We start from the raw sequence: 26,411 nt of genomic DNA, 5'->3' as shown, positions 1-26,411 counted from the left end.
CCAATCTTTCACATAACTATTTTTTTGATATACTGAATGAAACGCACTACAAAGGAGAAATAGCATGTCGCAATCTGTATTGAAGCTTTCGAAACAACAAATATACAGTATGAAAAAGCATTATTATACAAGTTTAAAAGGCTCCACCCCACCAGGCTCCATATTCTCTGCCAAGGTACAAGGGTGCTCTATTACTGCCTATCAATCTGGAAAGGTATTATTTCAGGGGCCTAATCATTTTCAGGAAGCAAATAAATGGGGAAATGCTGCCTCCTCTTCCCCTTCAAAAAAAAGCACAAAGCCCAATGCCGTAACACCCTATACTCCATCAGATAAAATCCTACAATCCAGTCATGTAGGCAGTGATGAAGCGGGTACTGGGGACTATTTCGGTCCTATAACCGTGGCTTGTGCGTATGTTACAGAGGAGCAAACACATGCCCTAAAGCAAATTGGAGTAAAGGATTCCAAACATTTAAAGGACCCGGAAATACAAAGAATCGCAAAGCGCATTGTCGAGATGAATATACCATATTCTCTAGTAGTACTAAGAAATGAGAAATATAATCAACTTCAGCAAAAAGGCTGGACACAAGGGAAGATGAAGACAATGCTGCATCATCAAGCTTATAAAAAATTAGTAAATAAACTGGGGTTTGAGCCGGAAGCTTGGGTAATTGATCAATTTGCCCAACCACAAGTATATAAAAAACACCTTGCTTCCGAAAAAGAGGTTTTACCGCCTAACACATACTTTCTAACAAAAGCTGAATCTCATTCTATAGCTGTTGCAGCAGGTTCTATCATTGCAAGATCTGCATTTGTAAAACAAATGAATAAGCTTTCTGAAGAAGCTGGGATGGAGCTATTAAAAGGTGCATCACAGCGAGTTGATCAAGTTGCTGCCACCCTTATCCAGCAACAAGGCTCAGAAGCTCTACAGGGATATGCCAAGGTTCACTTCGCTAATACAGAGAAAGCACTGGAAAGGCTGCACAAACGATAACGCTATTTATGAACGCATATAGATGATATGATCTTAAGCCTTGAAGGAGAAAATATAGAGGAATGGGAATAAAGTGGAGGGGCTGCACCGTAACAGAATATAGGGAGTAGGAAAGTTACCTATACATACAAAATAACCGTCCTTGTTAAAACAAGGACGGTTATTTACCTCTACTATTTTATTCATCAGCCGGTTCTTCGACCACTTGCTCTTCCGGGTGTTTTTCCGGAGGCTCTAATCCAATGACTCTCGTAATCCAAATAGGAATATCCGATACATCCGGGTCTCCTTGTTCATCTATATGATGGGTATGGATGTGCAATGGGACTTGAAGAGCTACTTTTCCGTCCTCACTTACATCATCCACATATACACCAACATAATACTCACCACTGTCCAGGTGTATGTCTACCCTTTCAATAGTCCGATTCACAAAATGCTCTGTAGCAAATTCTACAAATGGTTTCTTCTGGGTAGTATCTTCCGCTTTTTGGTTCTGCTCTGTCTTATCGGCAAACCTATAATGAACAGCTAATAATGGGCGTTTATCATATTGTATATATCCTCTAACCACCTCTGATACTTCAGGCTCATATACATTCGTTATCGTTTTACCTATTAACTTCTCCCTCATATGTTCTTCAATCATTGTTCCGTGCTTCTTTAAAAATGTATCCATTCCTATGTCTCCCTTCTCTTCCTATTTGCAGTATAGCTATTTAAATCCTCCACCAAACGCACCACGCACATCATGTATTACAACGAAAGCTTCAGAATCTACTTCTTCCACTAGTCTTTGCAGTCTAACCGTTTCTTGGAAATTAACAACTGCAAATAATACGTTCTTCTTTTCCTTGGTGTATCCACCTTGTCCATTAAAGACAGTCACACCTCTTGTGAAATTTTCATTTATTTTTTCTAATACTAGCTCAGAATCATCTGAAATAATAGTAACTGCCTTTCGTATATTCATACCATCCACAATAAAATCAATGGCTTTCGCCCCTACGTAGATTGCAATTAAAGTAAGCATTGCTTTTTTTTGTCCTATTACAAACACAGATGCCCCAATAACAAATAAATCGATTACAAGGGTAGCGCTGGCCATGCTCCATCCAAAGTATTGATTCAGCATTTTGGAGACGATTTGTGTTCCGCCTGATGTAGCACCAGAACGAAATGTTATCCCCACTCCTGCTCCAACGAATAATCCTGCATATATAGGTGCCAATAATGTATCATCTACAACAGGCTGTCCAATTCCTTCCGTTACCCACAAGGCAATGGACAGAGCAGCTACTCCATATAACGTATATCCCATCATATGCTTATCTAAAAACTTATACCCGATTCCAATTAGAATAATGTTAAGTATATAGGTGACGAGGCCTGTGGACCAATCCAACACATAGTGGAGTACGAGTGCAATCCCGATTACACCACCCTCTGCGAGTTTATTAGGAATAGCAAAATAATTAATACCGATTGCAAATATAAGCGACCCAATCGTGATCAGCACAATTCTAGACATTATTGACTTCACCGTCATCACCCATCCTTCCCCATATTAGTTTTTTATTAGATACTATTATGGGGGAAAAGACGTCAATCGTAAAATAGAATTCCTTGAAGGGCACATATACGAGGAAACTGTTTTCGATAATCATAGAAAAAGCTCCCAATCCTTTTCCGCTTGGAGGGGTTTGCGATTTTCTGGTGTGGTGCTCATAAATTTTGAAATTCGCTCATATTTTTTAAAATCAGCTTATAAATGTAAAAATTCGCCTATAAATGCTGGGAGAGCTGTTCCATCAGCCGTTCTTTTTCTAGTGTAGTGTACATGCTGAAAAACCCAGACAGGTTATACTGTCTGGGTTCTCTTTACCCTCTTAGCTCTGCATTAAATGACTCTTTTACTTTCTCAAGAATAGCTTGATGCGTCTCTTCTACCTCTTCGTCCGTTAATGTACGCTCAGGATTTAAATAACGAAGCGTGAAGGCAAGAGATTTCTTCCCTTCTGGTAAATGCTCTCCTTGATAAAGGTCAAAAACCAATGCGTGCTGAACCAATGGTTGTCCTGTTTCCATAATCGTACGCTGCAGCTCTGCTGCTTTTACATCTTCGTCCACCACTAGTGCAATATCTCGGCTGACAGATGGGTGGCGAGGGATTGGAGTATAGCTTTCTTCCTGTTCGGCAGCCTCTATCACAGCTTGTAGATCAATATCATATACAAACGTGCTCTTCAAATCGTATTGTTTTTGTAAGGAAGGATGAAGCTGACCGACGAAACCTATCGTTTGGTCATGCAGTATAACTTCTGCTGTTTGTCCAGGGTGCATTCCAGCTAATTTCGTTTGCTTAAAACGAACGGCTGATGTTACATCGAGGAAATGAAACAGTCCTTCTAGTATCCCCTTTGCCACAAAGAAATCGACTGCCTTCTTCTCTTGCTGCCATGCATGTGCTAACCAATTACCTGTCAACACACCAGCCAACCTTTCTTGCTCTATAGGTTGGGAAGTGAGCACTTCCTCTTCGGTCACATATACAGAACCTACTTCATAGAACATGACGTCCTGCTGCTTACGGGCGACGTTGTAGGATGCTGAAGCTAACAGCTCAGGAAGCATGCTTAAACGCAAATGACTATGCTCTTCACTCATCGGCATAGCCAAGTGAACGGGACGTTTGTTTCCTGTTGCCAGCTCAGGGGAAACTAATAAATTCGCTCTTTCATTTGTTGTTAACGAATAGGTAATAGCCTCGGATAAACCTGCCCCCTCGAGATAAGTGCGTACTTTCCGGCGCAAGGATTGATGATTCGTAAGTCCTCCAGCATTGGAAGCGCCTTGTGGCATAGTAAATGGAAGGTTGTCGTACCCATACATTCTTGCTATCTCTTCGACCATATCTTCAAAGATAGTTATATCCTGTCTGCGTGTAGGAACGTGTACTTCAAACGTTTCTCCATCTTGACTATACTCAAATTGAAGCTTACGTAAAATTTCTTTAATATCCTCATGGGTCATTTCAGCCCCGATAACATGATTCATCCTTGAAGTCGTAAAGGAAACCTTCTCCTCCTCATAGGATAGTTCATCAAAGTCGACGATTCCTTCTAATACTTCTCCACCAGCATACTGCACAAGTAATTGGCAGGCACGAAGTCCAGCACGTTTCACCCGGTCAGGATCGACGCCTTTTTCAAAACGGATAGAGGATTCACTTCTTAATCCATGAGCTTTAGATGTATTACGCACTGTTTGAGCATCAAAGTAAGCCGCTTCTACTAAAATGGTGCTTGTATCTTCTTGCACCTCTGAATCAGCCCCACCCATAACACCTGCTAGTGCAACGGGCTGTTGACCATTTGTGATTACCAACTGATCAGAAGAAAGAGTTCGCTCTTCATCATCGAGTGTACGGAATGTCTCCCCATTTACTGCTGTCCTTACAACGATCTCCTTCGAGCCAAAGCGGTCATAATCGAAAGCATGAAGTGGCTGACCATATTCCATCAATACGTAGTTCGTAATATCCACCACATTATTTATTGGACGAATACCGGCTGATATCAAACGATTTTTCATCCATAATGGAGAAGGCCCTACTGTAATGTTACGAATAACAAACGCCCCATAATACGGATTAAGCTCAGGATTCTCTACATTCACAGCGATAGCATCCTCCGCTTTCCTGTCTACTACTGGAACTTCTTCTTCAGGAAGGTGGAGCGGTTGATCCAATATAGCTGCTACTTCATAGGCTACTCCTAACATGCTTAATGCATCTGAACGATTAGGAGTCAAGCCAAGCTCTAAAATAACATCATCCAAATTCAGGAGTGCATTAGCATCTGCCCCTGTCTCTGCATCTTCCGGCATAACATAAATACCATCTTCGTATTCTTTTGGTACATATTTAGCATCAATACCAAGCTCTTGCAAGGAGCAAATCATACCATTTGATTCTACACCTCTCAGCTTAGCTTTTTTAATTGTAAAATTACCAGGAAGCACAGCGCCCGGCTTTGCCACTGCTACTTTCTGACCAGCAGCAATATTAGGTGCTCCACAAACAATTTGCAGCATCTCTTCTCCCACATTTACTTGACAGACATTTAATTTATCAGCATTCGGATGCTGTTCACACTCTTCAACATGGCCTACTACTAGCTGTTGGATATAAGATCCGAATGCTTCCACACCCTCAACCTCGATACCGGTTTTTGTGATTTTCTCTGCCAGCTCTTCTGGCGATAGCCCTTGTAGGTCTACATATTGCTTGAGCCAATTTAATGATACGAACATATGATTCCTCCTCCTTTACGCCTTATGGAATTGATTTAGGAAACGAACATCGTTGGTATAGAAATGTCTTATATCGTCGATTCCATATTTCAACATTGCTATTCTTTCCGGTCCCATACCAAAAGCAAACCCTGTATATTTGTTAGAATCGTAGCCAGCCATTTCTAATACGTTTGGATGAACCATACCTGCACCTAATATTTCGATCCATCCTGTCCCTTTACAAACTGAACAGCCTTCTCCACCACACATTTTACAGGAAATATCCATTTCTACAGATGGTTCTGTGAATGGGAAGAAGCTTGGACGAAGTCGTATTTCTCTCTCTTCACCAAACATTTGTTTAGCAAAAGCATTCAAAACACCTTTCAAGTCACTCATGCGAACGTGTTCGTCTACTAGTAAACCTTCAATTTGAGTGAATTGGTGAGAGTGAGTCGCGTCATCGGTATCACGGCGATACACCTTACCAGGGCAAATAACTTTCACAGGTCCTTTCCCCTCGTGCTTCTCCATGGATCTCGCTTGAACAGGAGAGGTGTGCGTTCTCATCAACAGCTCTTCTGTAATATAGAACGAATCCTGCATATCCCGAGCCGGGTGACCTTTTGGTAAGTTTAATGCTTCAAAGTTATAATAGTCTGTTTCTACTTCAGGACCTTCCGCGACTTCAAAGCCCATCCCTATAAACAGATCTTCTATCTCTTCAATGATATTGGTAAGGAGATGGCGGCCACCCTGCTGTACCGGCCGACCTGGCAACGTGACATCAATTGTTTCATCTTCTAACTGCTTTTCTAAGGCAGCTGCCTCAAGATTCGCCTGTTTTTGTTCAATAGCATTAGCTATTTCTTCGCGAACCTCGTTTGCAAGCTGACCAATTACAGGACGTTCTTCCGCAGACAATTTCCCCATTCCACGGAGCACTTCCGTAATAGGACCCTTTTTCCCAAGGTATTGTACTCTGACATCCTGAAGACCTTTCACGTCTGTTGCATGTGTTACTTTTTCAAGCGCTTCATGCTTCAGTTCCATTAACCTTTCCTTCATCACGTTTCCTCCTTTATAATCAAACCTATATACAAAAAAAAAGCCCCATCCCTATAAAAAGGGACGAGACTTATATATATCACGCGTTACCACCCTGGTTGACACTTGTATGACAAGTGACCACTCAATTTCATTGTTAACGGATTACAATCCGGAACACCTTTACTTACTATCGCAAGGTCCTAGTGTCAGCTCCAGAGTGAAATTTCAATGAGTACTACAGTAGAAATGCTCTCAGTCCATGACATTTCTTCCCTTTAACTGTAATGACGTAATCATTTACTAGCTCTTTCAACGCTTTTACGTATTATATTAACTTTAACTTATTATAGGGAAGCAAAGACAAAGTTGCAACCCTAGGAGCGTAAATAATACATTAAAATTCCGGAGGCAATTGCTACATTTAATGATTCAGCTTCTCCATAAATAGGAATGTGGACGCGTTCATCTGCTATCTCCAAGTAATCCTTCTGAACACCAGCTCCCTCATTCCCAACCATAAGTGCAACTGGTGTTACAGGTGGCAGGTGTTGGTAGGAGGTCGCTTCATCGAGAGCCGTTGCCCAGATAGCGAAGCCTTGTTGCTTTAGCTCAGCCGTCCATTTTGCTATGTCTCCCACATATATCGGTACATGAAACATAGAACCTTGCGTAGCTCGAAGCACTTTATCATTAAATGGATCTACCGTTCCCTGTCCTACGATTACTCCATCGAAGCCTGCTGCATCTGCCGTTCTAATTAAAGTTCCCAAGTTTCCAGGATCCTGAATAGAATCAAGCATTAACACTCGTGAGCCTCCAGACCATTCTATTTCCTTCATGCTAACGACTGCCGCAACACCCTGGGGATTTTCTGTTTGGGTAATTTCCTGAAATACCGCATCATTTACCTGAAACCATTTATAGGGCTGCCATTCGTTTTGAATATCGATACCCTCACGAAAAATTATCTCCTCCACTGTCCAATCGCTCTGTAACGCTTCTTCAAGCAGGTGGAACCCTTCAATAAGAAATGCCTGCTCCTTTTCCCTGCCTCTTTTACGTTTTAATTTTCGCCATTTTTTCACGTACCCATTTTGCAATGATGTAATCAAAGTCGCTCATCCTCTATCCTCTATTATGTCCCATAAGTTATGAAATCTAATCCATCATACATATTTCTAGTACGCTTGGTCAAACTATGCCCATACCGAACGTCTAAAGAAAAGAGGTGCGATGATGGATTTAAATCTTCGTAATGCCATTTTATCAAATGTTTCTGGAAATAATACAGATCAGTTGAAAGCAACAATTGTCGAGGCCATCCAAAGCGGAGAAGAAAAAATGCTTCCTGGATTAGGGGTTTTATTTGAGCTTATATGGGAAAATGCCGATGAAGCTGAAAAGAAAGAAATGCTGGAAACCTTAGAACAAGGGGTACAGCAAGCTGCTAAATAGACCGTGCTACACTGTTTATACCTTGGCTGTCGAGAAAGCCACAAGACCTTATTATGGTGAAAGCTCCCTTTCCGTTTACAGGATAGGGGGCTCATTTCGTCATGGCCTTATACAATAAAGCTCATCTATACATGCTATTGTGAGCTGCTCGATGAAAAAACGAGCCAATTCGTTCCAACATAGCGAAACACATCCATTTGGTTGATTGCCATTGCTTGATGGGACGTAGTATCGGGCGTCCTTTCTTATTAATTCAACCTTGTATTATCTCTACTCCGAATAACGATATCATACGACTGCCCATTTACATATTGTTCTACGATTTCATCTGCATACTGCTCCATCCTTTTCACCTCTATACTCCCCGATGTAAATAAGAGAGTGGAAAGATTGGTTCTTATAGTAATCACTAGATGATCACTGTTATAGGTGTGCTGTACTTCTTCAATAGCCTTAAAACTATTCATCAAACCATCCTCAACCTGTGAAATCATCAAAACCTTATCATGAACCGTTCCGTTCAGTACTTGTTCGTCTAAGGACAAATTATTTGTTTTGGCAATACTTCGCTTCTGTTCTCCATTTTCAGTTGACGTCAATAAAATGAAATATGATCCAAACAGTATCCCTGCGTATAGAAATATTGCTTTACGATTCATTCGAACCCTCCATTTCACTTTTTCAATCCAACATCCTCGCCAACTAATAAGACATCCCAGAGCATATAAAGCGCTTTCATTTAATTGTAGGTTTATATGGTAATATTGATTGTTGCATACGGAGCTTGTCAGCATCCTATATACAGAAAAAGACTCCCCTATAGTAGGAGAGTCTTTGTTGGTTAACAACTATTGTTTTTGAACGTTAGCTGCTTGTGGTCCACGGTTTCCTTCAACGATTTCGAAAGAAACTGTTTGATTTTCTTCTAGAGTTTTGAAACCTTCGCCTTGAATAGCAGAGAAATGAACGAATACATCGTCTTGACCTTCTACTTCAATAAAACCGAAACCTTTTTCTGCGTTAAACCATTTAACATTACCTTGTAACATATAGTTACCTCCTGCTGTGGATCAAGTCCACATTGTATTACTATTATTGCTCTGCATATTCATTCCAGACGAAAGTCACTTACAAGTTACTTTTTTCCTTCATTCGTAATCGAACAAGAATAATTAATTATTATTATAACGCCCTTTTTCTAAATCGTCAACTATTATTATAAATATAGTTAACTATCGCTGAGGGCTTTTATTTCCTTCTGATGAAAGGATACTGAGACTAACTTTACCGTTAAGATGTCTTATCCATAAAGCGACACCTCCATGCCGCACACACCACAAAGGAGCATTTCTATGCAGAAATGCTCCCTCGTTTACATTTATGAAAATGTTATTTCCTTTACTTTGTCACTATCTAGTCCCTTGATGACGTGGACTAGCAACTCTACAGCATGTTCAAAATCATCTCGATGAAGCATCGCTGCATGGGTATGAATATAGCGAGTCGCAATAGTAATGGCTAAAGCCGGCACTCCTTCTGCTGTTAAATGGATTGAACCTCCATCTGTAGCTCCGCCCGCTAGAACATCGTACTGATATGGAATATCATTTTCTTCCGCAGTATCCACTACGTAATCTCTTAAACCTTTATGAGATACTAGGGAAGCATCATACAGAATAATTTGAGGGCCTTCTCCCATATTACTGGCTGCTTCTTTATCTGATACACCTGGTGTGTCTCCCGCAATACCAACATCCACAGCAAACCCGATATCCGGGTTAATGGCATTCGTAGATGTCTTTGCCCCTCTTGTACCTACTTCTTCTTGAGAGGTTCCTACACCATAAACGATATTAGGATGGTTTTCTGTTTTTAGTCTACGAAGCACTTCAATTGCAATGGCACAGCCAATTCTATTATCCCATGCCTTCGCTAAAAGCATCTTCTCATTTGGCATTTGCGTAAATTCAAAATATGGAACAATAGCATCTCCTGGAGTAACTCCGAATTCCTTGGCCTCTTCTCTTGAAGCAGCACCAATATCGATAAACATGTCTTTTATTTCTACTGGTTTCTTTCTCTGCTCAGCAGATAGAATGTGAGGTGGTTTGGATCCAATTACACCAGTTAGCTCTCCTTTTCTTGTCATGATGGTAACTCGTTGAGCCAGCATTACCTGATTCCACCAGCCACCAACTGTTTGAAAGTATATAAATCCATGATCATCGATTCTCGTAACCATGAAGCCTACTTCATCTAAATGGCCTGCAACCATAATTTTCGGGCCGTTTTCCTCACCAACTTTTTTTGCTATTAAGCTGCCAAGGTTGTCGGTATATACTTCATCAGCGTAAGGTGTTATGTACTTCTTCATGACATCCCGCGGCTCTCTCTCGTTGCCGGGAATCCCTTTCGCATCTGTTAAATCTTTCAACATGGACAATGTATCATCCCATTTTGTCATGATTGATCCTCCTTATACACAAGATATTATTTGTTATTATATCTATATTTCCTAAGTTTAACAAAAGAATATATTTAATACCCTTGATCCTGCCTCTGGTGATTGACCTCATTCTTCAAATAATATGCCTCTTGAATTTCTCCTTCTTCAAATCCAAGCGTTTTTCCTAATCGTAGAAACTCATAAAATAGCTGCTCATAATGAGTAGAGGTTGGAGATTGCTGAAAAAGGTGAAGCTCTCCAAGTACTTTATGGAATTGAGTGGTCGTATCTTCCTCTTTGTCAAGCATGGTTCCTGTCCCCTGAAAGGATAATTGTTTTTCTAGTCCTAACGAGAGGATGAAATGCAGCCCATCCACATATTCCTCTAAAATAACCTTCTGTTCTTTTGCAGGTTTACTGCTCCAAAATTTGAAGCATCTCGTTTCATTTGCCAATTCTCCAAGCTCTACAAATAGTGCCATCACTTTTTTCGAGAAAAGGTCTTGATCAGTTAGGTGATGCTCTTCTTCTATTCGTTGATCCAGCTGCTGCTGCATTTGAAATAATTCCTTCCAATTCATGTCGAAGCCCCTTTTCTTTATATACTCCTCTCTATTATGTCAGAGTTCTTCTAGCGCATCCAATTGTTTTTAGCCGCTATATTCATTGTTTTGTAATAGCAGGGAAAATAAAAGCAAATAAAAAAGGCCCATCTAAAAAGTTTTTTATTTATGGTAAAAAACTTGAAACGTTTCCATACCTGTCCACGTACATACTACTACAGAATAGAAACCTGCTTAAAGGGAGTAGATTGCCCGTGATTATTCTAGTGCTTCGCCTGTTAATATTTATTGCGATGGTATTACTTATTTATACAGCTTATAAATATGTCATGAATCCTAAACGAAAACTGGAATTAGCTCAAGAAAAAAAACAATTTTATTACTATGATGATGTAGATAATGTAAAGAAAAATTTCCTAATCACATACAAGGGGGTTTTGTTCGAAGGAGAAAAATACCTAGGGACAACAGAAGACTCCTTTGAAGTCGTCTCCATAGCCATTTGGACAAAGCACCCTAATAAGCTTAAAGGTTTTGATAGACAAGATTTGTATTTCTTAGAAAAGGAAATTCTTATTCACTATCCTCACGCAAAAATAGAATGGAAGAATCCAATTGATCAATTATTGCTTACATGACTAAGGGTCCTTGAAGGAGCCTTAGTCATGCCACATTACATAGTCAGCCACTTTCTCAAAAGAAAGCTTTTCGTAAAAATGTTCTAGTTGTTTTTTATCAGCCTCATAAAATAAAAACGGTGTAATACCTTTATGAGACAAATGAACTCGTAATGCTTGCACAACTGCTCCTGCGTACCCCTTGCCTCCATCATCCTCATTGGTGTAAACTGCCCCTATTAATGCATATTCTTCTGTTTCAGAATGAGCAATGGCCGCCGACGCTATTGTCCCAGCTTCGTTTCTAACTACGAACACATTCCCCTGTGCTAACAGGCTATCCAGTAATTCCGCTAGCTCTAGTTGAATATTTTTCCCTTCATAAAAGGATAAGAGCTGCTGCTTGTCATTAAAAGTCGCCTGAGCCGCTACCCTCTCGTTAAACTCATCTTCTAATGGTGTTAAATATCCATAAGCATAAGGATGAGGACTACGATACGGAAATTCACCCATTTTTTCCAAAATATCTTTTCTGCCATACAAAAACGTGGAAGGAAGCGTGACCAATAAGTCATAAACTTCGTGTATGATGCCTTCTTCCTCTATAGCTACCCCCATGTTATAAGGGCTAAAATAAACAGCCGCTATTAATTGATCCTCTTTATATTTTCCATAAAACCCAAACCGGCTGTCGATATTAGACAAATAAGGGAGATACCCATAGAAGGGAAGATTATGTATCTTGTCCTTTTCCAGTAGATGAAGAAGGGCAGGCTCATCGTTTTTTTGTAATAAATGCAACATGTTACATCACTCCAACCTTATATTGTATGTTTAATGAAGACATAAGCAAAGTTACATAACAGGATGTACCTGTTTCTCAGGGAGACGCCTTACTCTGAATAGAATAACATAGTACTAACATAAAAAACGTCTGTTAGCACAGACGTTAAGAAACTTATTTCGCACCTTCAGCTGCAAAGAAATCCGCCCACTTAATAACGATTTCCTTTTTACGTAGAATATAGAACAGTGGCAGAAACGAAACGAGCACTGCAGCCATAATAATGGGTGATAAGCTTGATACCCATTGACCAACAGAAGTGTATAATACCGCTAAAGGTATATTAGTCAAGAAAGAGGTCTTCATATAGTCACGAAAATTAGTAGACATCTCAATAATACACAAGGATATTAAATGAAAATGAATGAACGGAACTAAGCGCAAAATAGCAATTTGACCTCTGGAAAAAGATGAATGCTTGCCAAAGAATTTATGCTTTAAAGAGACAAGCTTTTTAAGGGTTTTCGGCATCCACTCACTCATCTTATAAAACAACAGGCTTGACAAGGTAACTCCGACGACAGAATAAATAGAACCTGTTACAGTTCCAAACATAACTCCGCCAGATATACAAATAAAAGCAACAGGCAGAAATAATAAAGGACGAAGTAAATGAAAGCTAATGAACAATAACGGAGCAAACAAGCCGCTAGCTTCTACGATAGTCATCACAAGTGCTCCTAATTGCTGCACATATAGTCCTCCTCCCCTGGCAGTCAGCGGTCTATTACATGCTTATGACAAGAGACGAGCCTTTATGACAAAGTAAAGAATGATATGGATGATAAGGAGGATCGGCATTCCTACCACAAACGTCGTATGCTTTGTTTTATGGTGAAATACACTCATTCCAAGCCAACTCCCTATCGCTCCCCCTATCCAAGCAATCAACCATAATTTGTTCTCAGGTACACGCCACTCATGTTGCTGAGCTTTTCGCTTATCATATCCCATAGAAATAAATCCAACAACATTAATAATCAATAGATAGAAAACAACTATCATGCTAATCCCCCCTTACCTGGGAGCACCACCTATTCTTTATATTCCAAACAAGGGGCTGCCAGTTCTATACAAAAAAAGCCATCCCCATAAAAAGGAATGACTTCGTTGCCTTATTTATTTAAGAGCAGTTTTTGCTTGCTCTACAAGGTTTGCGAAACCTTTTTCATCTGTAACTGCTAGGTCTGCAAGCATTTTACGGTTAACTTCAATACCAGCTTGCTTAAGACCGTGCATTAGACGGCTGTAAGAGATGTCGTTCATACGAGCCGCTGCGTTAATACGTGCAATCCATAGACGACGGAAATCACGTTTTCTTTGACGACGGTCACGGTATGCATACTGACCTGATTTCATTACCTGCTGTTTTGCTTGTTTGAATAAAGCATGTTTCGAACCATAATAACCTTTAGCGAGCTTTAATACTCGGTTACGACGTTGGCGTGTAACTGTTCCACCTTTAACACGTGCCATAATAGTTCCCTCCTGTAAAAATATCTATTGTCGTGCTTTGCTTATTTCTTCGGTAGCATACTTTTAATACGCTTGTAATCACTGCGGTCTACAATGGTAGCTTTACGTAGCTTACGCTTTGTTTTTTGAGGCTTGTTAGCGAATAAGTGGCTTGTAAAAGCGTGGGAACGTTTCACCTTACCGCTACCCGTTTTAGAAAAACGTTTTTGAGAACCTTTATGAGTCTTCATCTTTGGCATAAGTAGTTCCTCCTTTAAGCTATTGGTTGCTGCTTTCTACTCCATTACTGCTTTTCGTTAACTGGAGCAAGCATCATAAACATATTACGACCTTCCATCTTAGGCTTTGTTTCAACCGTAGATAGGTCTTTACATTCTTGTGCCATACGATCTAGAACCTCTTGTCCTAGCTCTTTGTGGGTGATTGCGCGTCCGCGGAAGCGGATAGTCGCTTTCACTTTATCGCCTTTAGAAAGGAATTTACGTGCGTTACGAAGTTTTGTATTAAAGTCATGCTCTTCAATACCAGGACTTAAACGTACTTCCTTCACGTTAATTACCTTTTGATTTTTACGCTGTTCTTTCTCTTTCTTTTGCTGCTCAAAACGATACTTACCGTAGTCCATAATACGACAGACAGGTGGTTTTGCGTTTGGAGCAACCATTACTAGATCAAGATTAGCTTTCTCAGCGATATCCAACGCTTCGCTCTTTGTTTTGACACCTAATTGATCACCGTTTGCATCAATAAGGCGTACTTCACGAGCACGGATTTTGTCATTGACGATCATTTCTTTGCTAATAACCAGCCACCTCCAGGGTTTAGATAAAAATACTATTTTAGTCTCGACAAGTTATATGCTCATTCTGGAATGTAAACATTAAAAAAGTGTCGGTACATACTGCACCCACACGTCTCCCATTCACGTTCAAGATTGGAAACCCGTCAACTGTTCAGTAAGAACGTCAATCAGGTGAGAAGCGGGTGCTTCTACTTGTCTTTGACCAATATTTAATTTCACTTTTACTAATATAACACGTGGCTAGTAGTATGTCAACGATATCCCCAATAATCCTAATCGGCTTTTCCACATGACTTTTTATAGAATACATGATTTATTATCCACGCGCAAGTCCTTTTTCAACGATTTTAGGAGGTAGGTAGGAATAGTGGTTACAAAGTGAAGGTACCAAATAAAATAACGAATCTATCCTAAACGTCCGTTATAAATCAATTCTAGATTTTGCTAAGATATGATTAAAATTTTATGACCACTCACCTGCTATGCTAGGAATCATTGGATACTGTACACAATAACAGCGGTAATCATTTAGAAAACCTGAGCAGACGCGCTCAGGTTTTCCTGTTTATGCTTTATCATTAATTTCAGATTTCACTTTGTCTATAAACGTTTGAAGCTCCAGTGTTTCGGAGTCTTGCTCGCCGTAGCGTCGAACATTAACGCCGTCTTGTTCAATTTCTTTATCTCCTACCACTAGCTGGTAAGGAACTTTCTGCATTTGGGCTTCTCGAATTTTATAGCCGATCTTCTCGTCTCTTTCATCAAGCTCTACTCGTACTCCTGCATAGCGAAGGGAATCCTCGACCTTCTTTGCATAATCAAGATGAGCGTCTAAGGAGACTGGAATAATTTTGGCTTGAACTGGGGCTAGCCATGTCGGGAAAGCCCCTTTATATTCCTCAATCAGAAATGCTACAAAGCGTTCCATTGTAGATACAACACCACGGTGTATAACAACAGGACGATGATGATTTCCATCCTCACCCACATAGGTCAAATCGAAGCGTTCTGGTAAATGGAAATCCAATTGAACAGTCGAGAGGGTCTCATCCTTCCCTAATGCTGTCTTCACCTGAACATCGAGTTTTGGACCGTAAAATGCAGCTTCTCCTTCTGCTTCCACATACTCCAGCTCCATGTCCTCCATCGTTTCTTTTAGAAGAGCTTGGGCTTTCTCCCACATCTCATCATTATCTACATACTTCTCAGTATCATCCTTGTCACGATAGGATAAGCGGAAGTAATAATCATTCAAACCGAAATCCTTATACACCTCTTGAATCATGCGTACCACACGAATGAATTCATCTTTTAATTGATCAGGTCGAGCAAAGATGTGCGCGTCGTTCAAAGTCATCGCTCGAACACGCTGCAGTCCGGCAAGTGCACCAGACATTTCATAACGATGCATGGTTCCAAGCTCTGCAATACGTACCGGTAAATTACGATAACTGTGGAATTGACTTTTGTATATCATCATATGATGCGGACAGTTCATTGGACGAAGCACAAGGTCTTCATTATCCATTTCCATAGTTGGGAACATATCTTCCTGATAATGATCCCAATGTCCGCTTGTCTTGTATAAATCAACAGATCCTAATACTGGTGTGTAGACGTGATCATACCCCAGACGTTCTTCTAAATCAACAATATAACGCTCAATAGTACGACGAATTGTTGCCCCCTTTGGCAGCCATAGAGGAAGCCCTTGCCCTACCTTTTGAGACACAGTAAAGATATCTAATTCTTTACCAAGCTTACGATGATCACGCTCCTTGGCTTCTTCAAGCATGTGTAAGTATTCTTTCAAATGGTCTTTCTTCTCAAACGCAGTACCATAAATACGTTGCAGCATCTTATTATCACTGTCACCACGCCAATAGGCACCGGAAACACTCAATAATTTAACAACCTTTATTTTCGAAGTGGAGGGCACGTGAGGTCCACGACACAAATCAAAGAATTCCCCTTGTTTGTATATGGTCACTTGCTCTCCTTCTGGAATATCTTCTAGTAGCTCAAGCTTCAACTCATCTCCTATTTCTTCATACATCCGCTTTGCTTCCTCGCGGCTTACTTCCATGCGTTCAATTGGTAAGTTCTCACTTACAATCTTCTGCATTTCCTTTTCAATTTTAGGAAGGTCTTCAGAAGTGATTGAGTCCGATACATCCATATCATAATAAAAGCCATTTTCAATAACCGGCCCTACTCCTAAATGAACGTTCCCATACAACCGTTTGACTGCTTGAGCCATTAAATGAGCAGTAGAGTGGCGTAAAACCTCAATTCCTTCTTCATCTCGTAATGTTACAATTTCAATTGTTCCGTCTTCGAATAGCTCTCGTTTCAAATCAAGTAATTGCCCGTTTAACTTCCCTGCTATAGCTTGCTTTTTCAAACCAGAGCTAATGGAAGCTGCTACATCTTCAGTCGTCGAACCTTTCGGGAATTCCTTTACTGCACCATCTGGAAATGTTAGTTGAATAGCTTCCGACATGTATTGTCACTCCTTCAATGTATTATAAATTATCTTTAACAGCACTAAAAAACGCCCATCCCTTGCATTGTAGCGAAGGGACGAGCGTTATACCCGTGGTTCCACCCTAATTTCCACCGCTGGAGGTGGCTTCATTAAGTACATCCTTAACGTGGACAAAGCGCTGTTAATTACTAAAGGTTCACTAACAGGGTTCAGAGGTGGTAAATAATAGTTCGTTCTTAGGAAGCTCGCAGCCCATATGGCTTCCCTCTCTGATAAGTCGAATGGTATTATTGTGATCCTCATCCTTACCGTATTTATATCAAGGAATAGTTGTTTTTTCGTTATGTTTTATATTATATGGCGTTTTATGCTTGAAAGCAAGTCCATTTTCCTGTTAGGTGGACAGCAATTCTTTATATGGAAATTGATGTATCGAATACATAGACGCCCTCTCCTGGAACACATTCATCACTGTCAGCGTTTTTGGGTCTGCTACATCACTTCCGTAGATGGATATCCGTTTCGGGGCTAACGCCATTATCGGTGTTAAATTCAACTCTTCCTGCCCTAGTCCAAATACAAAAAGGGGTTCCTGCTTTGCAAGCTCCTTAATCATGTTCTTCGTTAATGGCTTCCCCTCTTCTCCAAAAAATCTAAATGCTCCATCCTTTTGCACCACGTGTAACTGGTCAAGTCTTGGGCGCTTTGTTTGTAGGTATTCTCTCAATTGCTCAACATAGTTTTGATACTCTTCTTCTCTTTTATACTCATCAATTGCTGTGCCAACAAATTCAATTAGATCTTCATAGTACAATTGTAATCGAAAGGTAATGACAGAATCAAAGTGCAGCCTGTCTTTCTGTTCTTGAATAGCATTTTCCAAAACCCTCGATAACATCATGACGAGGCGTTTATGACTAATCTTCCCATTCAGAACATGTTCTCCTGCTTCTCCTTCCATAAAGGATCGGCAAACCTCTAGAATATGACCAATTTCATCCTCGTCCTGATAATAGTAGCAATCACGAATGATATCATGTAACCATATATGTTCTCTATGTAGTGTAAATACATGAATCAACCCTGTTACTATCTTATTCACTAAAGCCTGTCCATCTAGCTGACTACATTCTATGTGTACGGAATGCCCCCACTTTTTTGTATAATTCCAGCGAACAGTTGCTTCTAAGGAACTATTCATCATAAAATCACAAAAAGCTAAAGCCTCCCTTTTCTGTTCAAAGCAAACCTCTCTCAAGTCCATTCCCCCTCTCCCATGAAACTGTTACATTATATGGGATTAAGGAGGAAAACATGTACGTTTTTATTCATATTCCTTTATACAATAAAAAAAAACAACCTTTCATCAGGCTGTTTTTTTATTACTCAGAGGTTTTCGTTGTCATTCGCTCCAGTAGCACATTGAAACTATTACAGTAAACTAGATAATTACTTCTATCTAGCTTACTGAATCTTTGCTCAACAAGTCTATCCTCTTCTATTTTGACCTATAACCTCGACAGGCTTACTTACTGCTTTAATTCGTTCTATTATTCTCCCCGCTTTCAATTCTTCCACTTCACCACGTGTATTAGTCATTAGGTGTTTCTCGAGGTCCTTTAAGGAATAATTAGATGTAAAGAAAACAGGCAATCGTTCCATCATTCGGTATTGTAAGATGGAGCCTAACACCTCATCGCGGAACCAGGAAGACATGGATTCAGCACCAATATCATCTATCATCAGGACAGGAGTGGTCTTAAACTTTTCAATTTTTTCATTAAGTGTATTATCACCCAAGGAAGATTTCATCTCTCTTACAAACTCTGGCATATAAATGAGGTACGATGGTATACGCTTGTTGGCAAGCTTATTAGCGATGGCACCTAGAAGATGAGTTTTCCCCACTCCAAAACGACCGTAAAAGTAGAGCCCTTTTTGTCCGTTTTCGGAGTCATAGTTTTCCGTGTAATTCATTGCCTGCCGGATAGCCTCGTAGCGGTCATCCGGATCTAAGTCTTTAAACTTGGCTTCCAGAATGTCCTTTGGCATATGAAGGCTGCTAATAAAGGAACGCTTCTCTGATTGTTCTTGATGCTGTCTTTTATTTGGACACATTTCATACGTTAAACGCACAGATTGGCCTTCTACATGTAGACTTGGAGAATAACCTGGCACCAGATTTTTACACTCATTTAGAGAAGGACAATTCTCACAGCGTTTGGACTGAGATTCATATTCATAGAACTTAATTAAATGACGTTCTATATCTTGTTCGGTCAGATGAGGATTTTGTTCAAGAATTTGCTGAACATCTTTATCACGCAGTATAGCCTGACGCATACTGTCGTAATGCTGTTGAAAATTCTTACTTTCTCTCATCCATTTTTTCAAAGCTGTTTGGATCGGTTCCATGTCACTCATCCTTAAATCAATTTATTCGCTACTTCCATTAATCATCCATGTTCTTTAACGCTTCAGCCAATTCCTGTTTTTCCCTCTCAATATCTTCCGAGGATCTTTCATTTTCTTGCTGTTTCTCTGCTTGCTGCACTTGTTTTGAATTTTGTTCTTTTTGATGGTCTTTAAACCAATCTGGAAGTACTTCTTTATTATGTTTTCGGTTTCCGCTCTTCCGTTTGTTAGCTAATTGCTGATATTTTTGATTCTCGGATTTAGCTACCTGCATGGCTTCACGTACCGTTTTCACTTGTAATCTTGCCCAATGACCAGCAATGGTTTCCATATAGGGCTTGGAAAGCTTCATATCCGTTTTCAATAGGACATAATAAATCAACACATTCATAACACCCGCTGATAATCCTTGCTGTGTCATAATATCTCGAATGGTCTTTAATTCCTTCTGAGTGGGTTCACCACCATCTGATAAATCTACCAGCAACTGTCGAGGAGAAATGTGCTCTAATCTTTTAATTAGTGCCTCTCCTTTATCATCATCAGTGTTTTTTTCTTTAGCGGAGTCGCCGTTAACTGCTGAAACCCTATCCCGTCGCTCTGTCAGCTGTACACTACCTTGCTGTTGCTTAGATTGATATAAGTCGTGACAAGCTTCTTTTAATTCTGTCACATCCAGCTCATTTTCATCAGTCAAGGACCATTGAATAGCTTTCTCTAACTCAAATGTTGCTAACTGATATAATAATGTCAACTGATTCATAATCTTTTTATTATGCTCGGTAAATATAGTATGAACGGGAAGCATCCTTTGTTGCAAATTCTGTTGAAGCATATTAAAATCAATCATTGATTTTTGTAAATTTGCACCCATACTCTTCGATGTAACTATTCTGGAAGATTGGCCTTCTTCTTGCGCCTGGGGCATATCCTGCTGGTATTCTCCTAAAGAGAATACTTCTTCAAATGTAGAAGTAACTTCCGTAGAAGAATCTTCCACTATCACTTTCACATAAAACGCATCTCTTAAACGATAATATTTCTCTTCACCGATATGATGATACAGTAACAAAGAAAGCATATCATCTTCAAAGAATTCACTTGGAGTAAAGGGCTTTTGGAGAACATACGTATAAGTAGTCTCCTCTTCTGTTTGATGAAGAAATGTCCTCAACAACCCGATAGCCTCTAATCGCTTCCTTGCCTCATATAACTGATCTAGAGGTAAATGTAAATAACTCATTAATAAATGATGCGTTCTTGGATGACTCTCTCTCTGTTGCAATTCATATTCTGTTAACAATGTCTGATAAAAGGAAATGGCAGACATCCCTATGAGTGGTTGATATAAATGAGTCAGGGAGGTGGACATGTTCACCGTGATATTTAATGGTATTTGAACTTTAAATCCATCTACAGGCAACAATTTTCCGATATTTGTGTTATGCACAGTAGTTTACTCTCCCTTCTCTGCTGACTTTCTTCTGCATAAGTATAGTAGAGGGATGACTATAAATAAGAAAAGAGCCCGCTTTCGGCCCTCTCATAGCAATTACCCCTCTGAGTCGTGCTTAATTAAATCCTTTAATTCATCTAAAAAAACATTAATATCTTTAAACTGCCGATAAACAGATGCAAACCGTACATAGGCTACTTCATCTATTCCAGACAGGCGATCCATTACCATTTCCCCAATTTCTTTACTTTGCACCTCTGAAACACCACGATTGCGCAATTCCCGTTCCACATTTCCAGCAATATTCTCTAGTTCTTCCACTGCCACCGGTCTTTTCTCGCACGCTCGAATTAAGCCTCGCATCAATTTCTCTCGGCTAAACTCTTCTCGAGTGCCTTCCTTTTTCACAATTATGAGTGGAACTTCCTCTATGCGCTCAAAAGTGGTAAATCGAAAATTGCACTGGTCACATTCTCTTCTCCGACGTATGGATTTCCCTTCTTCCACAGGTCTCGAATCCAATACTCTTGTACTTTTGTAGCCACAATTGGGGCACTTCACTACATATCAACTCCAAATCAGTATTCCAGCTTCTATATTTTATGCGCCATTGATGTTTCTATAAAAGGAAGATCTTGTTTTAGCCATTTATATTGATTTTCTATTACCTTATGGCTGTATCCAAAGTCAATTGGTAATGCCGATTCTGTAGTAACAGAAAAATCTATAGCGGTGTGGTAAGGTCTTACCATGATAACACTTACAACCATAAAGGCTTTCTTACCTTGCTTAATTTGAACACTTATTTCCCCATGCTCTTCTGAAACAGAAACCGTATGGTAGGAATTGGAACGCTCATAGTACTCCTTCAATACTTTCATCGCTTTATCTTTTGTCGTTTTAAAATAATGCGTCTTTAAAGCATCATGACCATGGTCTTCCTGTGATTCAGAATGATTGGTGAAATATGTAGCTATCCATTGTTTTAGTTTCATACGTGTACACCTCTTATCTATTATATCAAAAAATAAAAAAGGTTAAATACATACATTCCAGTGAAATAATGAAGAATGAATGTGAACTAAAAGAGACAGAAGGTCGTTATAGTGGATTTTATTCAACTTTTTCAAACGTTGAAATACTAGTTGAAGGTATTTCCCATGTAAACAGAAGAGATAATAGGGGTGGCAAAAGAAAAGAGATGTACTCCTGTACACCTCTTTTTTATTATAAAACGTTATATTTTTTAACTTCTACAGGTCCCATTCCTCGCGGAACTTCAACTGTTTCTTTTGTTTTAGATTCTAGTGCATCTGCTATATGTTGTGCTGCCACATTGGGATCAATTCGATCACCACAAGTATACACGTCAATACTGGCATATCCATGCTCAGGAAAGCTGTGTATTGTTAAATGTGATTCAGAAATAATGACAACCCCGCTTACTCCATGTGGAGCAAATTTATGAAAGGCTACCTCACGAACTTCTGCACCTGATTTCAATGCAGCATCGACAAAAATCTGTTCAATTAAATTCATATCATTCAATTTGCTAATGTTACAATCCCAAAGTTCTGCAATTACGTGTCTACCCATTGTATCCATTGGGAATCCCCCTTTTACAAGCTATAAGTTTACTTCTTAAATGACTTACAAATGTACTACCACGGGGGAAAGTTAGTCCGATGAGGTCCTAACCCTTTAAGCAGCCATTCAACTATAATTCAGAAGTTCAAAAGTTAGTATATATGGTTTCCTTCCTTTTTGCAATACAAAAAGGCAAAGATTTTCGAAATCTCTGCCTTAATTTTACCAAATAAACCTTATTTTTCCTTGCATGAATGTTCTCAGGAAACACTAGCTTCTTCCTTTTTTTTCAGATGGCTGCCCACAAATTTAACTAAATCGACCACACGCTTTGAATATCCCCACTCATTATCATACCAAGCAAGCACTTTCACTTTACGATCCTCTATAACAATTGTGGATAGCCCGTCAATAATGGAAGAAAACTCGGAAGTGGTGTAATCAATTGATACTAATGGCTCCTCTGAATAATCCAATATGCCATCTAAGCTAGTTTTTGATGCGGTTTGAAAAGCATTGTTTACCTGCTCTGCAGTAACATCCTGCTTTACATCCACTACTAAATCTACAAGAGACACATTAGGGGTAGGTACGCGTAGAGCCATCCCATGCATTTTCCCATCTAAGTGAGGCAGCACTTGACCGAGCGCCTTCGCAGCTCCAGTGGATGTGGGTATAATAGATTGTGTACAACCTCTAGCACGGCGTAAGTCTTTATGTGGATTATCTAAGTTTTGCTGATCGTTAGTAAAAGCATGAACGGTAGTCATTAACCCGTTTTCAATACCAAATTGCTCATCTAAAATCTTTACGACAGGAGCTAGACAGTTTGTTGTACAGGAAGCATTAGAAATTACATGATGCTCTTCCGGATTGTAAACGTTGTCATTTACACCCATAACAATGGTTGCATCAACACCTTTGCCTGGAGCTGTGATGACAACTTTTTTCGCTCCTGCCTCGATATGTGCCCCGGCTGTTTCATTAGTTTTAAATTTCCCTGTAGCTTCAATAACAATATCAATCTCGTGCTCTGTCCATGGAAGCTTTTTAGGATCACGCTGAGCAGTAAGGAGAATTTTCTTCCCATTAACCTCGATACCATCCTGAAGCGCTTTCACTTCTCCTTCAAAACGACCATGTACAGAATCATATTTAATAAGGTGAGCTAACGTCTCTGGCGGATAACTCGCATTAACTGCTATTAAATCTATAGAATCATCCTGTACCGCAAGACGAAATGCCATCCTTCCAATTCGTCCAAATCCATTAATTGCTACACGTGGCTTCATAAAAACTACCCCTCTCCACTTATGTGATATACTACATTTATTTATGTACAATTAGTATAACACATTTCGATACTGGTGAGTGACATAATGTAAAAAAATCCACGAGAAACCATATAAAAAGTGCCGAGTCTTATCATCAAGAACTCGGCACTTAAAGGTAGCAAGGAGGCTATGCCACTATGCCCCACTTTCTAAGTATATGATCTAGCTGGTCATACGATGACTGTTTAGACCCAGAGTTATCTATAACTTCATCTGCTTTCTTTGCCTTTTCCGCTACTGGGATTTGAGAATTGATTCTGCTCATTGCCTCCTCTTCGGAACTCCCATCTCTTTCCATAAGACGACTAAGCTGCGTACCCTCATCTACATATACCACTAGCACTTTATCTACATAATCCATTAAATTACTTTCAAATAGAAGAGGAATGTCCAGTACAACCGCACGTACTTCTTTCGCAATGTAATCATCCCGTTTGGTCAGCATTCGCTCCCTTACAGCTGGATGGACAATACTATTCAATTGTTTTCTCTTCTCTTCATCTTGAAACACTATATTCCCTAAAGCTTTTCGATCAATCGTCTGGTCCTCCCGTAAAACAGAGGAACCGAACGTATAGACAATTTCCTCATACGCCTTTTCTCCAGGCTCCACAACCTCACGGGATAACTTATCTGCATCAATTACAGGGATGTTATAGTCATCAAACATAAGGGATACTGTACTTTTGCCACTTGCAATACTCCCCGTTAAACCAACAACCACTGTCATAATATATGCCCCCCTTTACGTCATTTTCATAACGCCTAATAATATAAGTAGGATACCCGGCAGGAAGGATAGCTGATTTACCCACCTCCAATAAGACAGTAAATAGCCACTCTTCAACCCTATCCATAAAAACGAACTACTCATAAAAGCTATAGTAAGTGCTGTATACACTGGCGGGAAGCCAAACATTGCAGCACCAATACCCGCTCCAAACGCATCTAATGACAAAGCCAGCCCAAGGAGAATCGCTTCGATTCCATTAATGGACCCAGATCGGTCCATATCCGCACTCATCGGCTTCTCCAGAATTTGAATCACAATCCCAAGCGACTGGATTTCCATTTTAAAGATATACGGCTCCTTAGATACTGGAGAAGAATTAGACCTATTACTCTTAAAAAATTGATAAATCACCCAAACCCCTATTAGGATGAGAATACTACCACCCAACACCTCTGTAATATGGGGCGATAAAATAAACGATAGCCCTTTTCCAATCATCATCGAAGCAAAAAAAGACAACGCCGAGATACAAGCAATCAAAAGAATAGCCCGAACCGACAATCCCATCTTCCGCATGCCATACGTAAACCCAACCGTAAAACTATCCAAGCTCACCGCAAAAGCAAGCAGAATTAACGTAATCAAATCATACAAATCCCCCGCCCCCTCCATACAAATATGTATCATAGTATATGGAGGGAGCATATTACACGAAACTTGTATTATATGATAAAAAGCGGAGGGGGTCCGTTTAGCGACGTATGGGTTGGAGGGCCGCGCATGAGATAAAGGAAACACGATGAACAACGTGCATCGATGTTGACTTATCGCAAGAAGCGGACCGAAACCCACTAGTCGCTGGACACCGCAGCTGGATTCATATAAAAAGCGGAGGGGGTCCGTTTAGCGACGTATGGGCTGGAGGGCCGCGCATGAGATAAAGGAAACACGATGAACAACGTGCATCGATGTTGACTTATTAGCAGGACAAGCAAGGAAGCATCTATTCACTCGCTTGTATTTTTTGGCATTTCAAGCATACATGTGTACCTCTTCCTCCAACCTTCATTTTGGAGACCGGCGTTGTACATACTCGGCATTCTTCTTCCTCTCGCCCGTAAACATATAACTGGTGCTGAAACATTCCTATTTGGCCCTGGGTATTCACATAGGAGCGAATTGTCGTTCCACCTTGTTGGACTGCTTCCTCTAACGTATCTATAATAGACTTGTGCAGAGCGTTTACTTCTTTTTCGTTGAGATCTGAGGAAACACGCATAGGATGAATAGATGCACGGAATAACGCCTCATCCACGTAAATGTTACCAAGGCCAGCTACTATGGTTTGGTCTAATAAAGCAGTTTTAACAAATCTGCTTGTCTTGCGTAAGCGTTGAGCTAGATGCTCCGTAGAAAAGGATACATCAAACGGCTCGGGGCCAAGCTTTTTTAATGGATCACGATTCCATTCTTCTCCAATTGGAAATACGTGCATCGTGCCAAATTTACGCACGTCGTGATAACGAAGCTCATATCCATCAGTAAAATGGAAAATAACGTGCGTATGCTTTGCTACAGGCGTACCTTCCTCAAACACACCATACTTGCCCTCCATACGTAAATGGGAGATAAGAATGTGTGTATCGAGGTAAAACAGTAAAAATTTCCCTCGACGACGCAGCTTCTGAATTGTTTGACCTTGCACAACGGTTGAAAAAGCACTTGTATCATCTGGTTCCTGCACAATATTTGGCCAAAACACGGTTACCCTTTCAATCGTTTTCCCTAATACTAAGTGTTCTAAAGTTTTCTTGATCGTCTCTACTTCTGGAAGTTCTGGCAT

General features: G+C 40.0%; 29 protein-coding genes and 2 other annotated features. Of the genes, 3 read left to right on the top strand and 26 right to left on the bottom strand.

From position 1 onward, the window contains the following. Positions 1-64 precede the first annotated feature (64 nt). Positions 65-1,006, top strand: a complete 942-nt coding sequence (gene rnhC, locus ACFFGV_RS02130; RefSeq protein WP_377344922.1) for a ribonuclease HIII — start codon at positions 65-67, stop codon at positions 1,004-1,006. A 178-nt stretch (positions 1,007-1,184) separates the two neighbouring features. Here rnhC and ACFFGV_RS02125 read toward each other — a convergent pair whose 3' ends face one another. From ACFFGV_RS02125 to ACFFGV_RS02105, 5 genes are all read right to left on the bottom strand, one after another. After that, on the bottom strand, positions 1,185-1,685 hold the full coding sequence (locus tag ACFFGV_RS02125) for a hypothetical protein (RefSeq protein WP_377344921.1): 501 nt from the start codon (positions 1,683-1,685) through the stop codon (positions 1,185-1,187). Positions 1,686-1,721: 36 nt separating this feature from the next. Beyond that, positions 1,722-2,555, bottom strand: a complete 834-nt coding sequence (locus ACFFGV_RS02120) for a YitT family protein (RefSeq protein WP_377344920.1) — start codon at positions 2,553-2,555, stop codon at positions 1,722-1,724. Positions 2,556-2,887: 332 nt separating this feature from the next. Continuing rightward, positions 2,888-5,320, bottom strand: coding sequence for a phenylalanine--tRNA ligase subunit beta (pheT, locus tag ACFFGV_RS02115; protein WP_377344919.1), 2,433 nt, complete (start codon positions 5,318-5,320; stop codon positions 2,888-2,890). A gap of 15 nt (positions 5,321-5,335) precedes the next feature. Next, entirely contained in the window at positions 5,336-6,370 is a 1,035-nt protein-coding gene (pheS, locus tag ACFFGV_RS02110; RefSeq protein WP_377344918.1) for a phenylalanine--tRNA ligase subunit alpha, read from the bottom strand. A 56-nt stretch (positions 6,371-6,426) separates the two neighbouring features. Next, positions 6,427-6,674, bottom strand: a binding site (T-box leader). Positions 6,675-6,726: 52 nt separating this feature from the next. Further along, positions 6,727-7,464 (bottom strand): TrmH family RNA methyltransferase, encoded by a 738-nt coding sequence (locus ACFFGV_RS02105; protein ID WP_377344917.1) that lies wholly within the window; start codon positions 7,462-7,464, stop codon positions 6,727-6,729. A gap of 124 nt (positions 7,465-7,588) precedes the next feature. Here ACFFGV_RS02105 and sspI point away from each other — a divergent pair, with 124 nt between their 5' ends. Further along, complete coding sequence (gene sspI / locus ACFFGV_RS02100) at positions 7,589-7,807, top strand: small acid-soluble spore protein SspI (RefSeq protein WP_377344916.1); 219 nt, start codon at positions 7,589-7,591, stop codon at positions 7,805-7,807. Between the two features lie 248 nt (positions 7,808-8,055). On the opposite strand, the gene ACFFGV_RS02095 is transcribed toward sspI, so the two are convergent. The 4 genes from ACFFGV_RS02095 to ACFFGV_RS02080 form a co-directional block, all read right to left on the bottom strand. Further along, complete coding sequence (locus ACFFGV_RS02095; RefSeq protein WP_377344915.1) at positions 8,056-8,466, bottom strand: hypothetical protein; 411 nt, start codon at positions 8,464-8,466, stop codon at positions 8,056-8,058. Positions 8,467-8,655: 189 nt separating this feature from the next. Next, positions 8,656-8,856, bottom strand: a complete 201-nt coding sequence (locus tag ACFFGV_RS02090) for a cold-shock protein (protein WP_377344914.1) — start codon at positions 8,854-8,856, stop codon at positions 8,656-8,658. A 329-nt stretch (positions 8,857-9,185) separates the two neighbouring features. Further along, a complete protein-coding gene (locus ACFFGV_RS02085) occupies positions 9,186-10,271 on the bottom strand; it encodes a M42 family metallopeptidase (protein ID WP_377344913.1) in 1,086 nt (361 codons plus the stop codon). Between the two features lie 74 nt (positions 10,272-10,345). Next, complete coding sequence (locus tag ACFFGV_RS02080; protein ID WP_377344912.1) at positions 10,346-10,834, bottom strand: dUTP diphosphatase; 489 nt, start codon at positions 10,832-10,834, stop codon at positions 10,346-10,348. A gap of 236 nt (positions 10,835-11,070) precedes the next feature. Here ACFFGV_RS02080 and ACFFGV_RS02075 point away from each other — a divergent pair, with 236 nt between their 5' ends. Next, positions 11,071-11,454: a sigma-w pathway protein ysdB gene (locus ACFFGV_RS02075; RefSeq protein ID WP_377344911.1), complete on the top strand. Its 384-nt coding sequence runs from the start codon at positions 11,071-11,073 to the stop codon at positions 11,452-11,454. Positions 11,455-11,475: 21 nt separating this feature from the next. Here ACFFGV_RS02075 and ACFFGV_RS02070 read toward each other — a convergent pair whose 3' ends face one another. The 17 genes from ACFFGV_RS02070 to mutM all read right to left on the bottom strand — a co-directional run bounded on the left by ACFFGV_RS02070 (position 11,476) and on the right by mutM (position 26,411). After that, positions 11,476-12,237: a GNAT family N-acetyltransferase gene (locus tag ACFFGV_RS02070; RefSeq protein ID WP_377344910.1), complete on the bottom strand. Its 762-nt coding sequence runs from the start codon at positions 12,235-12,237 to the stop codon at positions 11,476-11,478. Between the two features lie 154 nt (positions 12,238-12,391). Continuing rightward, positions 12,392-12,970 (bottom strand): TVP38/TMEM64 family protein, encoded by a 579-nt coding sequence (locus ACFFGV_RS02065; protein WP_377344909.1) that lies wholly within the window; start codon positions 12,968-12,970, stop codon positions 12,392-12,394. Positions 12,971-13,012: 42 nt separating this feature from the next. Next, positions 13,013-13,282, bottom strand: a complete 270-nt coding sequence (locus ACFFGV_RS02060) for a DUF1294 domain-containing protein (RefSeq protein ID WP_377344908.1) — start codon at positions 13,280-13,282, stop codon at positions 13,013-13,015. 114 nt (positions 13,283-13,396) lie between these two features. Continuing rightward, positions 13,397-13,753: a 50S ribosomal protein L20 gene (rplT, locus tag ACFFGV_RS02055; protein WP_377344907.1), complete on the bottom strand. Its 357-nt coding sequence runs from the start codon at positions 13,751-13,753 to the stop codon at positions 13,397-13,399. A gap of 41 nt (positions 13,754-13,794) precedes the next feature. After that, on the bottom strand, positions 13,795-13,992 hold the full coding sequence (gene rpmI / locus ACFFGV_RS02050; protein ID WP_377344906.1) for a 50S ribosomal protein L35: 198 nt from the start codon (positions 13,990-13,992) through the stop codon (positions 13,795-13,797). Positions 13,993-14,036: 44 nt separating this feature from the next. Beyond that, on the bottom strand, positions 14,037-14,543 hold the full coding sequence (gene infC, locus ACFFGV_RS02045; RefSeq protein WP_377344905.1) for a translation initiation factor IF-3: 507 nt from the start codon (positions 14,541-14,543) through the stop codon (positions 14,037-14,039). 86 nt (positions 14,544-14,629) lie between these two features. Continuing rightward, positions 14,630-14,755, bottom strand: a sequence feature (ribosomal protein L20 leader region). 365 nt (positions 14,756-15,120) lie between these two features. Beyond that, on the bottom strand, positions 15,121-17,058 hold the full coding sequence (gene thrS, locus ACFFGV_RS02040; RefSeq protein WP_377344904.1) for a threonine--tRNA ligase: 1,938 nt from the start codon (positions 17,056-17,058) through the stop codon (positions 15,121-15,123). A gap of 379 nt (positions 17,059-17,437) precedes the next feature. Continuing rightward, positions 17,438-18,301, bottom strand: coding sequence for a sporulation protein YtxC (ytxC, locus tag ACFFGV_RS02035; RefSeq protein WP_377344903.1), 864 nt, complete (start codon positions 18,299-18,301; stop codon positions 17,438-17,440). A gap of 230 nt (positions 18,302-18,531) precedes the next feature. Then, on the bottom strand, positions 18,532-19,458 hold the full coding sequence (dnaI, locus tag ACFFGV_RS02030) for a primosomal protein DnaI (protein WP_377344902.1): 927 nt from the start codon (positions 19,456-19,458) through the stop codon (positions 18,532-18,534). A gap of 37 nt (positions 19,459-19,495) precedes the next feature. Then, entirely contained in the window at positions 19,496-20,908 is a 1,413-nt protein-coding gene (locus tag ACFFGV_RS02025) for a replication initiation and membrane attachment family protein (RefSeq protein WP_377344901.1), read from the bottom strand. Positions 20,909-21,010: 102 nt separating this feature from the next. Continuing rightward, positions 21,011-21,475 (bottom strand): transcriptional regulator NrdR, encoded by a 465-nt coding sequence (gene nrdR, locus ACFFGV_RS02020; RefSeq protein WP_377344900.1) that lies wholly within the window; start codon positions 21,473-21,475, stop codon positions 21,011-21,013. 32 nt (positions 21,476-21,507) lie between these two features. Beyond that, on the bottom strand, positions 21,508-21,909 hold the full coding sequence (locus ACFFGV_RS02015) for a cytosolic protein (protein WP_377344899.1): 402 nt from the start codon (positions 21,907-21,909) through the stop codon (positions 21,508-21,510). Positions 21,910-22,141: 232 nt separating this feature from the next. Then, entirely contained in the window at positions 22,142-22,519 is a 378-nt protein-coding gene (gene speD, locus ACFFGV_RS02010; protein WP_377344898.1) for an adenosylmethionine decarboxylase, read from the bottom strand. A gap of 242 nt (positions 22,520-22,761) precedes the next feature. Continuing rightward, a complete protein-coding gene (locus ACFFGV_RS02005) occupies positions 22,762-23,793 on the bottom strand; it encodes a glyceraldehyde-3-phosphate dehydrogenase (RefSeq protein WP_377344897.1) in 1,032 nt (343 codons plus the stop codon). 169 nt (positions 23,794-23,962) lie between these two features. Continuing rightward, complete coding sequence (gene coaE / locus ACFFGV_RS02000) at positions 23,963-24,565, bottom strand: dephospho-CoA kinase (protein ID WP_377344896.1); 603 nt, start codon at positions 24,563-24,565, stop codon at positions 23,963-23,965. Between the two features lie 15 nt (positions 24,566-24,580). Then, positions 24,581-25,240 (bottom strand): sporulation membrane protein YtaF, encoded by a 660-nt coding sequence (ytaF, locus tag ACFFGV_RS01995; RefSeq protein WP_377344895.1) that lies wholly within the window; start codon positions 25,238-25,240, stop codon positions 24,581-24,583. A 331-nt stretch (positions 25,241-25,571) separates the two neighbouring features. Further along, positions 25,572-26,411 carry a DNA-formamidopyrimidine glycosylase gene (gene mutM / locus ACFFGV_RS01990; RefSeq protein WP_377344894.1) on the bottom strand — a complete coding sequence of 280 codons (840 nt, stop codon included), beginning with the start codon at positions 26,409-26,411 and terminating at the stop codon, positions 25,572-25,574.

The organism is Pontibacillus salicampi (assembly GCF_042434395.1).
GTDB lineage: Bacteria > Bacillota > Bacilli > Bacillales > BH030062 > Pontibacillus > Pontibacillus salicampi.
The sequence above is the reverse complement of the archived record's forward strand: the minus strand, read 5'-3'. Positions and strand labels throughout refer to the sequence as shown.

Bases quoted from the DNA above. Each gene is read 5' to 3' on its own strand.
- rnhC (WP_377344922.1), top strand. From the start codon at position 65: ATGTCGCAATCTGTATTGAAGCTTTCGAAACAACAAATATACAGTATG.
- ACFFGV_RS02125 (WP_377344921.1), bottom strand. From the start codon at position 1,685: ATGGATACATTTTTAAAGAAGCACGGAACAATGATTGAAGAACATATG.
- ACFFGV_RS02120 (WP_377344920.1), bottom strand. From the start codon at position 2,555: ATGACGGTGAAGTCAATAATGTCTAGAATTGTGCTGATCACGATTGGG.
- pheT (WP_377344919.1), bottom strand. From the start codon at position 5,320: ATGTTCGTATCATTAAATTGGCTCAAGCAATATGTAGACCTACAAGGG.
- pheS (WP_377344918.1), bottom strand. From the start codon at position 6,370: ATGAAGGAAAGGTTAATGGAACTGAAGCATGAAGCGCTTGAAAAAGTA.
- sspI (WP_377344916.1), top strand. From the start codon at position 7,589: ATGGATTTAAATCTTCGTAATGCCATTTTATCAAATGTTTCTGGAAAT.
- ACFFGV_RS02095 (WP_377344915.1), bottom strand. From the start codon at position 8,466: ATGAATCGTAAAGCAATATTTCTATACGCAGGGATACTGTTTGGATCA.
- ACFFGV_RS02090 (WP_377344914.1), bottom strand. From the start codon at position 8,856: ATGTTACAAGGTAATGTTAAATGGTTTAACGCAGAAAAAGGTTTCGGT.
- ACFFGV_RS02085 (WP_377344913.1), bottom strand. From the start codon at position 10,271: ATGACAAAATGGGATGATACATTGTCCATGTTGAAAGATTTAACAGAT.
- ACFFGV_RS02080 (WP_377344912.1), bottom strand. From the start codon at position 10,834: ATGAATTGGAAGGAATTATTTCAAATGCAGCAGCAGCTGGATCAACGA.
- ACFFGV_RS02070 (WP_377344910.1), bottom strand. From the start codon at position 12,237: ATGTTGCATTTATTACAAAAAAACGATGAGCCTGCCCTTCTTCATCTA.
- ACFFGV_RS02060 (WP_377344908.1), bottom strand. From the start codon at position 13,282: ATGATAGTTGTTTTCTATCTATTGATTATTAATGTTGTTGGATTTATT.
- rplT (WP_377344907.1), bottom strand. From the start codon at position 13,753: ATGGCACGTGTTAAAGGTGGAACAGTTACACGCCAACGTCGTAACCGA.
- rpmI (WP_377344906.1), bottom strand. From the start codon at position 13,992: ATGCCAAAGATGAAGACTCATAAAGGTTCTCAAAAACGTTTTTCTAAA.
- infC (WP_377344905.1), bottom strand. From the start codon at position 14,543: ATGATCGTCAATGACAAAATCCGTGCTCGTGAAGTACGCCTTATTGAT.
- thrS (WP_377344904.1), bottom strand. From the start codon at position 17,058: ATGTCGGAAGCTATTCAACTAACATTTCCAGATGGTGCAGTAAAGGAA.
- dnaI (WP_377344902.1), bottom strand. From the start codon at position 19,458: ATGGAACCGATCCAAACAGCTTTGAAAAAATGGATGAGAGAAAGTAAG.
- ACFFGV_RS02015 (WP_377344899.1), bottom strand. From the start codon at position 21,909: ATGAAACTAAAACAATGGATAGCTACATATTTCACCAATCATTCTGAA.
- speD (WP_377344898.1), bottom strand. From the start codon at position 22,519: ATGGATACAATGGGTAGACACGTAATTGCAGAACTTTGGGATTGTAAC.
- ACFFGV_RS02005 (WP_377344897.1), bottom strand. From the start codon at position 23,793: ATGAAGCCACGTGTAGCAATTAATGGATTTGGACGAATTGGAAGGATG.
- coaE (WP_377344896.1), bottom strand. From the start codon at position 24,565: ATGACAGTGGTTGTTGGTTTAACGGGGAGTATTGCAAGTGGCAAAAGT.
- ytaF (WP_377344895.1), bottom strand. From the start codon at position 25,240: ATGGAGGGGGCGGGGGATTTGTATGATTTGATTACGTTAATTCTGCTT.
- mutM (WP_377344894.1), bottom strand. From the start codon at position 26,411: ATGCCAGAACTTCCAGAAGTAGAGACGATCAAGAAAACTTTAGAACAC.